The sequence below is a fragment of the Flavobacterium microcysteis genome (assembly GCF_006385255.1).
Classification (GTDB): domain Bacteria; phylum Bacteroidota; class Bacteroidia; order Flavobacteriales; family Flavobacteriaceae; genus Flavobacterium; species Flavobacterium microcysteis.
On sequence record NZ_VFJE01000056.1, the window covers coordinates 142816 to 158111 of the forward strand.

The following is a 15296-nucleotide window of genomic DNA, read 5'->3' on the forward strand; positions in this document are numbered from 1 at the left end:
AAAACAGGCAGCTTTACTGTTCCCTCTACTTTTGAAATAAAAAAAGTATGAAATCAATCCAATCAATAGAGCGCTGGATTACAGCCATCGAGAGTTCAAAACAGGAAACTTGCGCCAAAGAACAGGAAATCAAAGCGATTGTTGATTTATGGAAATTTACCGACTTGTATGACAACCGGGCGATTATTACTCAAAAGGGAGAAATCCAATTGGAAGATGTTGACGGTTTGGCTGAAAAAGTCAGTGTGGTTACTTCGGATTTATTTCTTACACCAAAAGAGAACGCCATTTCAAAAATCCTTTCAGAAATCGAAGCCGAATTTTCAGAGCTTGGTGCTCGCTATAAAGGACTCTATAACGTGGAGTTTCGCAATCCGGAAGCTAATTTTGATGCCACTGAAATCCTAAAACTCAAAAGTGAGATTATTTCAGGAATCAAAGGAGAAGTCATACTATTTAAATATGTAGAACGCATTCGAAAACTACCATCATCAGAATTTCGAATCGTAAATCGTGATTTCAAGATGTTGGAATGCACTTATGAAGATGTACAGAACATCATAAACCAAAACTATTTATTGCAGTCAGACCAAAAACAATGGCTTGTAATAGTATTGAGCGCTATTGACAACAACTGCAGGTCGTTTATTATTGACGAAGCCATAAAAACAGCTGCCTTTTCATCGGGTTTTGAAAAAATATTCCTTTTTGACTTTTATACTTCCGAAATCATCGAATTAAATGTCATGACACAAATCGGGATGGCCATTAAAGGCGTACCGTTAGTTGCTAGTGGTGTTGCTTAAAACCCAATAGGATGATTCTATTTTACTGTTTTTATGTAGCAAGCTATTCCAAAAGTGATTAGCTTTATGCTTTATTACAGTATCAATTGTTATGGAGTTCAGCCAATTTACACCTTCCGAATTTCGGAGCTTATGCGACAGTCTTGCCGCAAAAGATGAAGACATCAAAAATATTCTTGACCGATATGATTATCCGCCGTTTTGGTCACGACCCAATACGTTTGAAACCTTGGTGCATATCATACTGGAACAGCAGGTGTCTATCGCTTCGGCATTGGCAACTCTCAACAAATTGAGAGATTATGTTGGAGAAATTACACCCGAACGTATATTGTCTTTGTCTGATGAAGAGTTCAGGGCTTGTTATTTCAGCCGACAAAAAACGACTTATGTAAAACATTTGGCTCAGGCACTACTAGATAAACAAATTGATTTACAGTTGTTGGAAACACAATCTGATGAAGCTATCCGCACTACATTGAGCCGGTTGAAAGGCATTGGCAATTGGACGATTGATGTCTATCTTATTTTTGTATTGAAACGTTCCGATATTTTTCCAATAGGTGATCTGGCGGCAGTAAATGCCCTAAAGCAGTTGAAAAATATGCCTAAAGAAACTTCCCGTGAAATCTTAATAGAAAAAGCCGCCGATTGGCAGCCTTTCCGCACAGTTGCAACTATGTTGCTGTGGCATTATTATTTGTCGCAGCGTGTAAAAAAGTAAAAGAAAACGACTGCAAATAAAAAAGGCTGTACAAAACGACAGCCTTTCTGCAACAGTTGTGATACCAGACTATTTTAGAGAACTGGTATTTATATTTTTCATAAAAACTTCCAGTTCTGCAAGGCTATATCCTTCTCCGGAAAGATTTATAGAATAACGATCCTTGACGATATATTTGATAGAAGAACGTACGGTTTGGTCTATTTTCGTTTCTTCTGTCATTGCACGTATACCGTTAATTTCGGTTGTTTTGCTTTTTGTTCCGTTAGACTCTGATTCCGTATCCATGCTTAGGCCCATGGCAAGTAGTGAAACAATGGCACTTCCGCTCTCACCAGCACCGTCCATGATTCCTATATTAATTCTTTTTGTTGTATCGTCACTTTCTAAGCCATATTCAGCATCAATTGCGCTTAATCCAACTGTACCCATGGCGCCAGCGCTGTAGCTTTTTCTTTTCAGACCGCCCAAAGTTTCCGGAACGACTGCTTTAAGCTCGTCATTGGTGAGCGGAGTCATTTCCTTCAGTTTGGCAGTTTGTTCTTCTAATGTAGATGCCGCATCTGACATCTTACTTAGGTTTTTCACTCCTTCAACAACGTTTACACTTTCAGTATCTGTGTTGTTTTCTTCCTTTTTTTCATTGCCACAGGAAAGCATTAGGAATGCCATACCTGTGATTAGTGTGTTTTTTAGCATTTGGTACCTTTTTTTGATTTGCGACTAATTTAAGAAATATGAAATAAGTAGATGTTAATTTTGGTGCATTTGTATGCGAAATTTTACATTTTCTTTTTATTATAATGACTTTTATAACAGAGGGTTTGGGAGTTCTGGCGGCAGTGAATGCCCTATAGTAGCTGAAAAATATGTCCAAAGAAACTTCCCGTGAAAATTCTAATAGAAAGGCCGCCAATTGGCAGCCTTTCCGAACCGTTGCAACTATGCTGTTGTGGCACTATTACTCGTCTTGACGAGCAAAGAAATAATGTTATAGATTTTCCTTAAAGAAAGGAATTACCTTTTCAAGGGCTTGCGAAACGGCTTCCGGTTTGTCGTATAAATCATAATGAGATTGACCTTTTACAACCAAAAGTTCTTTTTTTGCGGAAGCAGCTCTGCGAACAATTTCGAAACCATCACGATAGGCTCCAAAAGCTCCCGGTTTTTCTCCAATAACTACCAATATAGGCTGTGTAAGTAGTTCTTCAGCCATAAAGAAAGCATCCCAACCAATTGCAACTCCAAGACGAGAAAACATAGCGCTCGTTGCTCCGTTAGGTTTTTGTCCTCTTGGCGTTTTATAATATTCTGTTGCTTCCAAAACATCAATATCAGTAATGCCATTTTTTTGAGCGATTTCTACTGATGCCGGTAGTAAATCGTTTACTAGAAGTTCACTACCGCGTGCTTCGGCTGTACGTTGTTTCGCAATAGCATCAAGTGTTTCGATTGGCGTGCCTCCGGCAAATCCTTCACGTGTCAAGCGCCCAAAATTAACACCGGTAATAGAAACTACGGCTTTGATACGACGTTCTGTCATTGCTGCATTCAAAGAATAAGCACCTCCACCGCACACACCAAGTATGCCGATACGGTCTTCATCAATATAAGGCAATGTCATTAAATAATCTGCAGCACAACGAATGTCTTCAATACGTTCGTAAGGGTCTTCGATAAATCTGGGTGAACCGCCACTTTCGCCTTGAAAAGATGCATCGATAGCAAGCACTATATAACCAGCTTCAGCTAATGCTTTTCCATAAACATTACCAGAAGTCTGCTCTTTGCAGCTCCCAATAGGATGTACGCTGATAATTGCAGGATATTTTTGTTTTTCGTCAAAATTGTCAGGCAATAGAAGAAGCGCTGCATTTTCCCATGCCCTGTTTTTAAATTTAATAGATTGTGTCATGATTTTTTATGTTTTTAAAGTATATAGAGGGTCAAGGCAACTCGATAAAGAGTTGCCCAGCCTAAGCTTTTTATAAGATATTAAAGATTTTTTTGAAAGAAAGGTACCAATACAGAAACCGCTTCATCTACATATTGAGGAATATCATACAATGACATATGGTTGGCTCCTTCTACGATGTGTATTGCTTTGTCTTTGCTCGCTGCACGTGCAATAAGATCGTCACTCATCCATTTACTTCCGGCATTGCTTCCGGCTATAGCCAGTAAGGGTTGTGTAAGGAAAGCTTCGGCTTTGTTGTAGGCATCATATGAAATAATTTGCGAAAGGCTTCTTGCAGTTGCATATCCGGGAGCAGTAGGATATTGACAACGGTCTGTATGATAATATTCCCACGCCTGTCTTAATTCTTCATTTGGAGCATCTTCTTCTTTCATTGGAGCTAATGGCATAGTTGCTATAGCTGCTCCGCTGGCATCCGAAGTTCTTGCATTCGATCCGGCAACCAAATAAGGAAGAGCATCAGCATCTTTTACGTTATTATCCCAACCGTTGCGGAACATAGCGCCAATATTGACGGCACTTACAGTTCCCACAGCCTTGATACGATGATCATTGATTGCTGCATTGGCGGTATAACCAGCACCAGCACAAATACCCATGGCGCCAATTTTATCCGTATCAACATAAGGAAGTGTTGTCAGGTAGTCTAAAACGGCACTAATATCTTCCGTTCTGATATAAGGATTTTCTAATTGGCGTGGCTCGCCTGTGCTCTCACCTTGATAAGAAGCATCATAAGCAATTGTTACGAATCCTTGCTTGGCTAGTTTTTGGGCATAAAGACCTGCAGTTTGTTCTTTTACACCTCCACCGGGATGACTTACGATAATAGCTGGATATTTTTGACTATTGCTAAAGCCTTCCGGAAAATTGATAATTGCAGCTATCGTTATGTTTGCATTATTGCTGTTTTTGAAATTGATTTTTTGTGACATGATGTTATTTGTTTTGATTAAACATTTACAGATTTGGTATCTGTATCATTTTACAAGACAAAATTAGTTAGCTTATCAAACCTGGATGGAAAACAAATTACCGCAATATTGAAACAAATTACTGATTTCTAAAAACTGTTGGTGTAATGCCTGTTTCTTTCCTGAAAAAACGGGTGAAATAGGTAGGATATTCAAAGCCGAGACTATAGGCAATCTCACTGATTGTCAGGTCAGACTGTCGTAGTTTGCTTTTGGCTATTTGTATGATATACTGATGTATGTGTTCCTGTGGTGAGCTTCCGGTGAAATATTTGATGAGGTCACCAAAATAATTGGCTGTTAGATTAGCCTTTTGGGCAAAATAGGTAACAGACGGAAGGATAAGCATTTTAGAGCCCTCATTAAAATAAGTATCCAATTGCGAATAAAAATCGGCTACTACTTTGTTGTATAATTTACTTCGCGATTCGAATTGGCGTTTGTAAAATTCGTAGGTATAAGAAAGAATTAAGGCAGTATAAGAAACAATGACTTCTTTTGAGAAGTTTGCTTTTAAGTATTCCTGATGTGCTTTTTCAAATAAATCCAGAAGAATAGCTTTTTCTTCATCAGTTACAAAAAGGGCTTCATGGTTGTTGTAGTTCATGAAATTATATTCCTTGGCGTGTTTTGCGAGTAATTTATCGCTTATAAATAGGGCATAACCGCTAAAAGAACTGGAAAAATTCCATTCTAAAGTTTTATTAGGACCATCCAGATAAACATAAGAACTGGACATTCCTTCAGATTGCGGAATATCTTTGTTCGTTTTTATAGCCAGAATGTAAAAATCAATCGCTACCGGTTTTGACTGTAGCAAAATACGGTCTTCGCTGTCAAATTGAACAGCATGCACGAAATCACTTTTTGGAGCGCCTAGATTTAGATATTTTAAAAATCCGGGAATGTTATAAAGTTTGTCCACTTCAGCTAATTTTAATAAATAAATTTACAAAATTAAAATTCTGCTCAAGGCTATACTGAAACATTTAAAGGATAAAGTGAAACTTTTTACGGATTGATTCTGCCAAAAGCTGTTTTGCCAAAATTTCTAACAATATTGCTGCTTTAACGCTTGAAAAATAGGAAATGTGATGAATTTCTATATTTTTGTAGACAATTCAAAAACCTAATCAAGCCCCCAAATACTATGGCAAAGTTTGCTTTTTACTTTATCATTGTCTTTTCTATTGTTTTTCCTCAACAGTTAAGAAGCCAAAATACCGCAGATTCTCTGCATACGTTAATTAAAAAAGCAGACGGGCTGAAAAAAGGGGAACTAAACCTCGAACTCGCAAGACATTTTTTGCCAAGCAATCAGGATTCTTGTCTTTACTATAGTCAGGCAGCTCAAAAAATTGGGCAAAATATAAAAGATCACTCCGTAGTGATTCGTTCCTATGCCCTTATGGGTGAAGCCTATCAAAAGCAAAACAAAATGAAGGAAGCGATTTCTTCCTATCAAGAAGGGCTTAAACTGGCGGAAAAACATAACGAAAAATCTTTGGCCGGAACTATTTACAACGGAATAGGAACCTGTTACTTCTATCTGAACGATCCTAAAAAAGCGGAGCAGTATCTGAAACAGGCAGCGCAAGCCAAGAAAGAAGCAAACGATTACCAATATTATTCTTTCATCGCAGCAAATCTGGCAGCTTTGCAGATTATGAACCAATCATTTGGTGAAGCAATACACACGCTAAAAGATGCTGAAAAGACACTTTTGAAAAATAAGCAAGACAAGTATCTCGCAACGGTTTACAACTCGCTTGGAGCAGCTTATCAAGGAACTAAATCGGATTCCTGTGTTTATTATTACGAAAAAGGACTTGAGCTTTCCGAAAAAAACAAAGACCATCTCACCATGATGACTACGCACCAGAATTTGGGCGATTATTATTTGGAGAAGAAAAATTATAACAAGGCAGTTGAGTACATGAAGAAAGCGATTGCAGTAAATGAACTGCGACCGGAAGATCAATATAAGCCTGCATTGTTTGAAAGGATAAGTGTTTTGTATGAGTCGATGGGAGATTTTAAAAATGCCTATCATTATAAAAAATTAGAAAACGAGGCACGCCAACGCCTCTTTACGGCGGCAAAACAAAAAGAAATCGAAGAACTCGAAATCAAATACCAAAGCGAGAAAAAAGAAAAAGAAATCCAGGTACATAAACATGAAGCTGAAAAAGCAAAGAGTGAGCGTACGGCCCTGTTGTTTGGTTCGATTTTGCTGTTTTTGGTAGCCGGATTTATTATCTATTTGATTTTCCAAAGAAGAAAGATCACTCAGAAATTTGAACAGGAAAAACTCAGGATGTTTGAGAATATCTTGCATGAAATCAAGACGCCACTTACGCTTATCGATGGACCTATTCAGATTATGAAACAACGTTCTGATAGTTCAAACGAAGAACAGCTTGGTCTGATGGAACGAAATTCTAAAAAATTAATGAGTCTGGTTGCTGAATTGCTCGATGCATCAAAATTGGGCAGAGGCAGTTTCCAGCTTCACTATACCAATGGATTGGTTGACGATTTTATTGAAAACACGATTGACACTTTTACCAGCGAAGCCAAATCCAAAGACATACAGATTACGCATATTAAAAATAATGTGGAGAAGCATTATTCGTTTCCGTCTAACGCTTTGGAAAAAATCCTTTCCAACCTTATCGGAAACGCCGTGAAATACTGTACGCCAAAAGCAAAAATTCAGGTGGCATCACAAATAGAACAAGGCAGATTAAACATTAGTGTAAGCGATACTGGCCCGGGAATCCCGAAAAAAGAACAGAAAAAAGTATTCCGTCGTTTTTTCAGAGGAAATCAGGTTTCCGATGCCAATGGTACGGGAATAGGACTGTCACTTGTTAAAGAATTGGTAGATTTAGTTCAGGGTACGATTCATCTTGAAAGTAATTCTTCTGGAACAACATTTATGGTTTCCCTTCCGGTGCAAGAAGCTACGAATGTTATAGATTCGACTATTCAGAACGAAAGTGCACCAATACTCTTGTTAGTAGAAGATGATGCAGATACGGCTGCTTTTAGCATAGGTGTCTTAAAAGAAAACTTCCAGATTATACATGCTAAAAACGGACAGCAAGCTCTTGATTTAATCCGTGAAAATTTGCCCGATATAGTTCTTTCCGATGTTATGATGCCTGAAAAAGACGGTATCGAATTGCTGAAAGACATCCGATCTGAGGAACTGACAAATCATTTACCTGTTGTGCTATTTTCTGCAAAAGCATCGTTAGAAAGCCGTTTGGAAGGATTGCAGCACGGAGCGGATGCCTATATTTCCAAACCTTTTTCGCCTGAAGAATTAAAGCTGACGATAAAGAATCTGTTTACTACGGTTCAACGAAATAAAGAGGCTTACAAAGAAGCGATACATTCTGAAAAAATATTTGAAGAACGGATCAAAAGCCCAAATGCCTATGTCAATAAAGTCATTGGCTGTATTGTCAATAATATCGATAATCAAGACTATTCTGTTAATGAACTTTCAGATAATATGTCTGTTAGCAGAAGCCAACTCCATCGAAAATTAGTTGCCTTGACAGGATTTTCTACTACCAATTTTATCAGTATGATCCGACTTGAAAAAGCAAAAGATCTTTTGCTCAATAACGAAGGCAACATAACCGAAATTGCTTATAAATGCGGTTTCAACAGCCAATCGTATTTCACTAAATCCTTTACGGAATACTTTGGCAAAAGCCCGAGCCAAGTACTTAAAAATCAATAATTTTTTTGCAGGTGCAACAATAGTACACAATCTGGCAACATGGCTACATAGCTGTTTGTGGCTGTAAATCTAAATTTACCAACGTGAATCAACAATCAAAATCAATATACTTTTATGAAACACCTTTTACTATGTTTTATTCTTTTTTGGCATATTTCCTCCAAGGCCAATGATGAATGCGTTAATGCGATTCAATTAACTCCGAATGCTAACTGCAATGTAAGCGGAACGTTTAGCGGAGCAACTCTTAGCGGAACAACTCCGTCCTGTGCCAATAACAGTAGCCAGGATGTTTGGTATAAGTTCACGGCAACAGAACAGACGATGGCTGTTAACTTATCCAGGGTTGTAACGAACACGACAATGTATTTAGCGATGGAAATCTATGAGGATAGTTGCACAGGCAATCGATTCAAGTGCATCGCACCGAGCACAGATGTCTCTGTTTATTACAATACGGACTTCGTGATAGGCAGGACTTATTATGTCCGCGTGCTGAATCCGATTCCCGAGCTGAGTGCCCGCAGTTTCTATATCTGCATTCAGGCTTTTCCAAAGCCTGCAAACGACAGCTGTGCTACGGCTGAGCAGCTTACACCGAATACTAACTGCACGAATACTTTCGGTAGTTTCAGTGGGTCATTGCTGGACGGACCGGTTCCTTCCTGTGCCACTGGCAGTAGACAAGATGTTTGGTATAAATTCACGGCAACAGAACAGACAATGGCTATTAATTTATCCAGAGCGGTAACGAACACGACGATGTATTTCGCAATGGAAATCTATGAAGAAAGCTGCTCCGGAAACCGATTCAAGTGTATCTCGCAGAGCGCAGATGTCGGTGTCTATTTCGGTGCAGACTTCGTGATAGGCAGGACCTATTATGTCCGTGTGATGAATCCGGCTGGCGATTTGAGTACGCGCGGTTTCAATATCTGTATCCAATCTTTCCCAAAGCCTGCAAACGACACTTGTGCAACGGCAGCAGTGCTTACACCAAATAGCGGCTGCGTAAATACGGCCGGCACATTCAGAGGAGCGGTACTGGATGGTGGGGTTCCTTCGTGTGCAGCCAACAGCAGCCAGGATGTTTGGTACCGATTTACGGCAACAGAACAGACAATGTCGATTTCCTTATCGAGGATAGATACGAGCTGGTCTATGAATTTTGCAATGGAGATTTATGAGGAGAGCTGTTCCGGCAACCTTTTCAAATGTGTCGCACCGAATCAGAATGCCGCTACCTATTTCAATTCGGACTTTACAGTAGGTAGGACGTATTATGTGCGCGTACTGAACCCGGACAGAGGAATAATCACGCTTCCTTTTAATATCTGCCTTCGTGCCTATCCTAAGCCTGCAAACGATACTTGTGCAACGGCAGTAGTGCTTACACCAAACAGCAGCTGCGTAAATACGGCCGGCACTTTTAGCGGTGCGTTGCTGGATGGCGGGGTTCCATCCTGTGCAGCCAACAGCAGCCAGGATGTATGGTACCGATTCACGGCAACAGAACAAACTATGTCTATTTTCGTTTCCAGAGTAGATACCAGCTGGTTTATTAATTTTGCTATGGAGATTTATGAGGAGGGCTGTAATGGCAACCTTTTCAAGTGTGTCGCACCGAATCAGAATGCCGCTACCTATTTCAATTCGAACTTTACAGTAGGCAGGACCTACTATGTTCGCTTGCTGAACCCAGACAGGGGAATAATAACGCTTCCTTTTAACATCTGTCTTCAGGCATTCCCAAAACCTGTAAACGATACTTGTGCAACGGCAACTGTGCTTACGCCAACCAGCGGTTGTGTAAATACGGCTGGCACATTCAGCGGTGCGTTGCTGGATGGCGGGGTTCCATCCTGTGCAGCCAACAGTAGCCAGGACGTTTGGTACCGATTCACGGCAACAGAGCAGACGATGTCTGTTTACCTGTCAAGGATAGATACCGGCTGGTCTATGAATTTTGCGATGGAGATTTATGAAGAAAGCTGTTCCGGTAACCTTTTCAAGTGCGTTGCACCGAATCAGAATGCCGCAACCTATTTCAATTCGGACTTTACAGTAGGCAGGACCTACTATGTTCGTGTGCTGAATCCGGATAGGGGAATAATAACACTTGGCTTTAACATATGCCTTCAGGCATTCCCAAAACCTGTGAACGATACTTGTGCAACGGCAACTGTGCTTACGCCAAACAGCAGCTGTGTAAGTACGGTCGGTACATTTAGTGGTGCGTTGCTGGATGGCGGAGTTGCTTCATGTGCAGCTAATAGCAGTCAGGATGTATGGTACCGATTCACGGCAACAGAGCAGACGATGTCTGTTTATGTAGTCAGAATTGATGCAGGTTGGACTATGAATTTTGCGATGGAGATTTATGAGGAAAGCTGTTCTGGTAACCGTTTCAAGTGTATCAGTACTAATCAGAATGCTTCTACCTATTTCAATTCGGACTTTACAGTAGGCAGGACCTACTATGTCCGCGTGCTGAACCCGGATAGGGGAATAATAACGCTTCCTTTTAACATCTGCCTTCAGGCATTCCCAAAACCTGCAAACGATACTTGTGCGACAGCTATAGAACTTACACCTGCGAATACTTGTGTGAATACTTCCGGTACATTTAGAGGTGCGTTGCTGGATGGCGGAGTTCCTTCCTGTGCAGCCAACAGCAGCCAGGATGTTTGGTACCGATTCACGGCAACAGGTCAGTCAATGTCTGTTTCTGTAATCAGAGTAGATTCGGGTTGGTCAATGAATCTTGCAATGGAAATCTATGAAGATAGCTGTACGGGTAATAGGTTGCAGTGTGTTCCATCAAATTCAAATGCTTCTGTATATTCAGGAAATAGTTTTGTTATTGGCAGAACCTATTATGTTCGCGTACTAAATCCTAATGCGGCTATAAATGCGCTTCCATTTACGATCTGTTTGGTAGGACCGCCTCCGGCAGCTTGTACTCCAACAGTTACAATTGCCGCTTCAGAGATTACAATTTGCCAGGGAACAAGTGTTGCTTTTACGGCAACACCAGTTAATGGAGGAACAGCGCCTTCATATCAATGGAAAGTTAATGGAAATAACGTTGGAATAAATAGCCCGACATATACAACTACTACATTGGCGAATGGAAGTGTTGTTACTTGCACAATGTTGAGTAATGCAGCATGCGCTTCGCCAACCAGCGTTACGAGCAATGCTATTACAATGAATGTTACTGCACCAACTGTTCCAAGTTTTACACAGATTGCACCAGTTTGTTCTGGCGGAACATTTACACTGCCTACTGTTTCCAATAATGGAATTGGAGGTGTGTGGAGCCCGGTAATTAACAATACGGCAACAACAACCTATACTTTTACGCCTTCAACTGGGCAATGTGTTACAACAGCAACAATGACGGTTGTAGTTAATTTGGTAAATAAGACCACAACTTTACAAGGAAGCACTATTACGGCATCTGCTACAGGAGCTACCTATCAATGGATTAATTGTGCCAATAATCAACCAATAGATGGAGCAACCAATGCTTCCTATACAGCAAGTGCAAACGGTTCTTATGCGGTAATCGTAACTCAGAATGGATGTTCTGCAACATCAAACTGCGTTCAGATAACTAATTTAGGAGTGGATACTTTTGTAAAAGGTGGACTGAAAATTTATCCGAATCCAACTGCTGACCAATTGTTTGTCCAATTGAATGATGCAACAGAGATTACAATCGTTGATATGACAGGAAAAACAATACAACGTGAGACTTTAAAGTCTGGAAACAATAGTATTGATGTAAGTTCACTGGCTTCAGGAATGTACTTTATACGATCTGTATCAGGAGCAACTGCAAAGTTTGTGAAGAAATAAAAGGTTTTTAATTAGTTTACAAAAAAAGCCCCTTTTCGTGAGATTAGGGGCTTTTATAATTAATAAAGAAAATTGTATGTTGAAATCTCTTATGCCAAACTGTAGAAAAAAGATCGTAATTCATCTGAGAAAACCTGTGGTACTTCCAGAGCTGCAAAATGTCCTCCGGCTTCCATCTTCTTAAAGCGTGTAACATTTACAAAACGTTCTGCCCATTCTTTCGGAAATTGTGCTTCTCGAGGAAATACAGCAATTCCAGCCGGAACATTGGTTTTTTGTAAAGGAGGAGAACCGCCCCATTGGGCCATCGCTTCCATTTTATACATTCTTACAGAGGTAGCTATTGTTTGCGAAACCCAGTAGATCATGATGTTGGTAAGCATTTCATCTTTACCTCCAAAAGCCGTTTCAATTAGCTCAGGAGGTGCTCCGGCATTTCCAAAGCTCACAATCCAGGCAGCTAATCCAATAGGCGAATCGTTTAATCCGTAGGCCAACGATTGTGGTTTGGTAGCATGTACCATTGCATAAGCTCCTTCACTATACCACCAATGTTGTACAAATTGGGCAAACTTTTTTTCATCTTCACTCATGCTGTTTGGATCTTCTTGCCCCATTGGGTAGCCGATATCCGTAAAATGAACTGCCTCCACAACATCCGGATATTTTGAAGCTAAAGCCTTAGTAACTCCCATGCCAATGTCACCACCCGCCGCACAAAACTTTGAATAATTCAGCGTTTCGGTCATTAGTTTTTTCCAAAGATCGGCAACGGCTTCGCTATTGATAGCAACTTTAGCAGAAAAACCAAATCCGGGAATGGATGGAATAACGAGGTCAAAGCTCTGTTCTCCTTCAGTAAGCAACGGAATGAGTTTATGAAAACGATAATAACTGTCTGGCCAGCCATGCGTCAGCACTAACGGTTTTGCATTTTTGCCTTTGCCTTTTATGTATTGAAAATGGATTTGAATTCCATCTATTTCAGTAAGATATTGCGGATATTGATTCAATTGTTTCTCCTGCTTCCTCCAGTCATATTCATTGGTCCAATAATTAGCCAGTTCTTTCAAATAGCTTTCACTGGTTCCAAAATTCCAGCCAGAACCTTCCTGTTCTCCGGGCCAACGTGTGTTTTGAATACGGTTTTTCAGATCACTAATTACAGTTTCTGAAATGTTAACAGTAAATGGATTCATAGGTAATAGATTTAGGGTTGTGTTAATACTTCGTATGCGATTTCCATTTTGTATTTAAAAATACGGTAAAATAGTTTATCGATTTTATAAAATTTCTAATTTTAACTCTTAAATAATTGTGATTTAAGTGCTCAAACTTAATGTTTTAGTAAAAGTAAAAGCCAGTTTTATTTGTATGTTTGCGCTCGACTAACTTTATCTGTGAGCGGTTCTTCTAAAGAAATTTTGTGTAGCTGTTCCAGATTGATACCCCTACAAAATGCAAAAATATTTTAGACTGTTTCTTTTACTTGTTCTTTCGAATTTTGGTGCCAGCTTGTATGCACAAACCACTATTCTGGATCAAACATTGCTTACGCAGACAAGTTTCAATACGTTTACCGCTTATAGCGTTACAGGTGCTCAAAATTGGACTTTTAGTTCCCAATACGGTGCTATGTGCAACGGATTTGCAGGAGGACAAAGTTTTGAAAACGAAGATTGGTTTATTAGTCCGGTAATGAATCTGGATCAAACCGATAACGTAAAACTTACTTTTAGCCATACTCGTGGAAACGCTTCTGTATTGAATGTTGGCGTGACGCAAGGTTGGTATAAAGTTTTCGCTACTTCTAATTTTACAGGTAATCCGGCAACGACAACATGGGTTGAACTGTCAGGTCTTAATCAAAATGTTCCTACTGCCTGGCAATATATTTCTTCTGGCGAGCTTGTGATACCCGAGGCGGCCAAATCACAAAATTCACGAATTGCTTTCCGTTATATGAGCAGTTCTACCCAGAGTGCTACATGGGAAATTAAAAATGTAAAAGTTACGGGCGAACCTCAGCCAACAAATCCTAATGCAGGTATTTTTAAAATTACCAATTGGAATACGGAATGGTTGGGATGTACAACATTTGGACCGACTGATGAAACGCAGCAAATTAATAATGTTGTAGCTGCCATGCGTTCTATGAATTCCGATATTTACTGTATTCAGGAAGTTACACACACAACGGCTTTTCCTTCTATCACAACACTAGTGTCACTTTTAGGTAGCGACCAATGGGAAGGTAAAATTGTGCCTTCCAGTACAGATGATTGCGATCAAAGACAAGGAATTATTTATAAAAAGGCAAGAGTACAATTTGTAAGCGGGTCGCAGTTAAGTAGTGGGAATTCTGCACAAGGTAATTCTTATTCTTTCAATTGGTCTGGCGGACGCTTTCCTGCTTTGTATAATGTAAATCTTGTTTCTGGTACTACGTTAGTGCCGGTGTCTTTGGTAAATATTCATGCCAAGGCTGAAGACGGTAACGCAATGAGCTATACACGCAGGTTGGGAGCTTCTCAGGCACTGAAAACCATCCTTGATGGAGCAACCTATAATTCAAAAAATGTTATAGTTATTGGAGATTTTAATGATTTCCTTGTCGGAACATCGAGCAACACCTGCGGATGTACTGTTTCGCCTTATAAAAATTTTATTGACGATACGGCCAATTATAGCAGTATCACTAAAGACATAATTGATGCAAACACCAATTGGGGAATCCGCCCGATTATTGAAAACATTATTGTTTCTAATGAATTATCTGGATACTATATTCCAAACAGTGCCGCACAAGAAGTCTCGGTTCCGCAAAATATCAGCAATTATTTTAATACGACTTCCAATCATTATCCAATGAGTGCAAAATTCCAGTTCCCGGTGTTGGATACTCCGGAGTTTGCTCAGAAAAATGCATTGGTAATTTACCCGAATCCGGCAACAGACCAATTGTTTGCCCAACTGGATGAAGCAACAGATATTACAATTGTTGATATGACAGGGAAAATAATCCAACAGGAGTCTTTACAATCCGGGAATAATAGTATTAATATAAGCTCACTGGCTTCAGGGTTGTACTTTATACGATCTGCATCGGGAACAACCGTAAAGTTTGTGAAGAAATAATAAACATTTTTTATAAGTTTTCAAAAGCCTCTTTTCGACAGATTAGAGGCTTTTA

At 39.7% G+C, this 15296-nt stretch carries 10 protein-coding genes; 5 read left to right on the plus strand and 5 right to left on the minus strand.

Going from position 1 to position 15296, the window contains the following annotated elements:
* The first annotated feature begins 47 nt into the window (after positions 1-47).
* Both FJA49_RS14360 and FJA49_RS14365 read left to right on the plus strand, forming a co-directional pair.
* Positions 48-806: a hypothetical protein gene (locus FJA49_RS14360; RefSeq protein WP_140001620.1), complete on the plus strand. Its 759-nt coding sequence runs from the start codon at positions 48-50 to the stop codon at positions 804-806.
* Between the two features lie 91 nt (positions 807-897).
* Complete coding sequence (locus FJA49_RS14365) at positions 898-1530, plus strand: DNA-3-methyladenine glycosylase family protein (protein WP_140001621.1); 633 nt, start codon at positions 898-900, stop codon at positions 1528-1530.
* Positions 1531-1599: 69 nt separating this feature from the next.
* On the opposite strand, the gene FJA49_RS14370 is transcribed toward FJA49_RS14365, so the two are convergent.
* The 4 genes from FJA49_RS14370 to FJA49_RS14385 form a co-directional block, all read right to left on the minus strand.
* Positions 1600-2229, minus strand: coding sequence for a hypothetical protein (locus FJA49_RS14370; protein WP_140001622.1), 630 nt, complete (start codon positions 2227-2229; stop codon positions 1600-1602).
* Between the two features lie 292 nt (positions 2230-2521).
* Complete coding sequence (locus FJA49_RS14375; RefSeq protein WP_140001623.1) at positions 2522-3445, minus strand: alpha/beta hydrolase; 924 nt, start codon at positions 3443-3445, stop codon at positions 2522-2524.
* Positions 3446-3525: 80 nt separating this feature from the next.
* Complete coding sequence (locus FJA49_RS14380) at positions 3526-4443, minus strand: alpha/beta hydrolase (RefSeq protein WP_140001624.1); 918 nt, start codon at positions 4441-4443, stop codon at positions 3526-3528.
* A gap of 118 nt (positions 4444-4561) precedes the next feature.
* On the minus strand, positions 4562-5407 hold the full coding sequence (locus FJA49_RS14385) for a helix-turn-helix domain-containing protein (protein ID WP_140001625.1): 846 nt from the start codon (positions 5405-5407) through the stop codon (positions 4562-4564).
* 225 nt (positions 5408-5632) lie between these two features.
* On the opposite strand from FJA49_RS14385, the gene FJA49_RS14390 reads away from it, so the two are divergent.
* Positions 5633-8239, plus strand: a complete 2607-nt coding sequence (locus FJA49_RS14390) for a hybrid sensor histidine kinase/response regulator transcription factor (RefSeq protein WP_140001626.1) — start codon at positions 5633-5635, stop codon at positions 8237-8239.
* A 114-nt stretch (positions 8240-8353) separates the two neighbouring features.
* The gene (locus FJA49_RS14395) at positions 8354-12103 is read left to right on the plus strand and encodes a T9SS type A sorting domain-containing protein (protein ID WP_140001627.1); all 3750 of its coding nucleotides are present in this window, start codon (positions 8354-8356) and stop codon (positions 12101-12103) included.
* A gap of 89 nt (positions 12104-12192) precedes the next feature.
* Here the strand turns inward: FJA49_RS14395 and FJA49_RS14400 are convergent, their stop codons facing one another.
* The gene (locus FJA49_RS14400) at positions 12193-13302 is read right to left on the minus strand and encodes an epoxide hydrolase family protein (protein ID WP_140001628.1); all 1110 of its coding nucleotides are present in this window, start codon (positions 13300-13302) and stop codon (positions 12193-12195) included.
* Positions 13303-13561: 259 nt separating this feature from the next.
* Between FJA49_RS14400 and FJA49_RS14405 the strand changes: the two genes are divergently transcribed.
* Positions 13562-15241, plus strand: coding sequence for a T9SS-dependent choice-of-anchor J family protein (locus FJA49_RS14405; RefSeq protein ID WP_140001629.1), 1680 nt, complete (start codon positions 13562-13564; stop codon positions 15239-15241).
* Positions 15242-15296: the final 55 nt, after the last annotated feature.

What these genes read in the sequence shown, in the direction of transcription:
- FJA49_RS14360 (WP_140001620.1), top strand. Translation starts at nt 48, where the DNA reads ATGAAATCAATCCAATCAATAGAGCGCTGGATTACAGCCATCGAGAGT.
- FJA49_RS14365 (WP_140001621.1), top strand. Translation starts at nt 898, where the DNA reads ATGGAGTTCAGCCAATTTACACCTTCCGAATTTCGGAGCTTATGCGAC.
- FJA49_RS14370 (WP_140001622.1), bottom strand. Translation starts at nt 2,229, where the DNA reads ATGCTAAAAAACACACTAATCACAGGTATGGCATTCCTAATGCTTTCC.
- FJA49_RS14375 (WP_140001623.1), bottom strand. Translation starts at nt 3,445, where the DNA reads ATGACACAATCTATTAAATTTAAAAACAGGGCATGGGAAAATGCAGCG.
- FJA49_RS14380 (WP_140001624.1), bottom strand. Translation starts at nt 4,443, where the DNA reads ATGTCACAAAAAATCAATTTCAAAAACAGCAATAATGCAAACATAACG.
- FJA49_RS14390 (WP_140001626.1), top strand. Translation starts at nt 5,633, where the DNA reads ATGGCAAAGTTTGCTTTTTACTTTATCATTGTCTTTTCTATTGTTTTT.
- FJA49_RS14395 (WP_140001627.1), top strand. Translation starts at nt 8,354, where the DNA reads ATGAAACACCTTTTACTATGTTTTATTCTTTTTTGGCATATTTCCTCC.
- FJA49_RS14400 (WP_140001628.1), bottom strand. Translation starts at nt 13,302, where the DNA reads ATGAATCCATTTACTGTTAACATTTCAGAAACTGTAATTAGTGATCTG.
- FJA49_RS14405 (WP_140001629.1), top strand. Translation starts at nt 13,562, where the DNA reads ATGCAAAAATATTTTAGACTGTTTCTTTTACTTGTTCTTTCGAATTTT.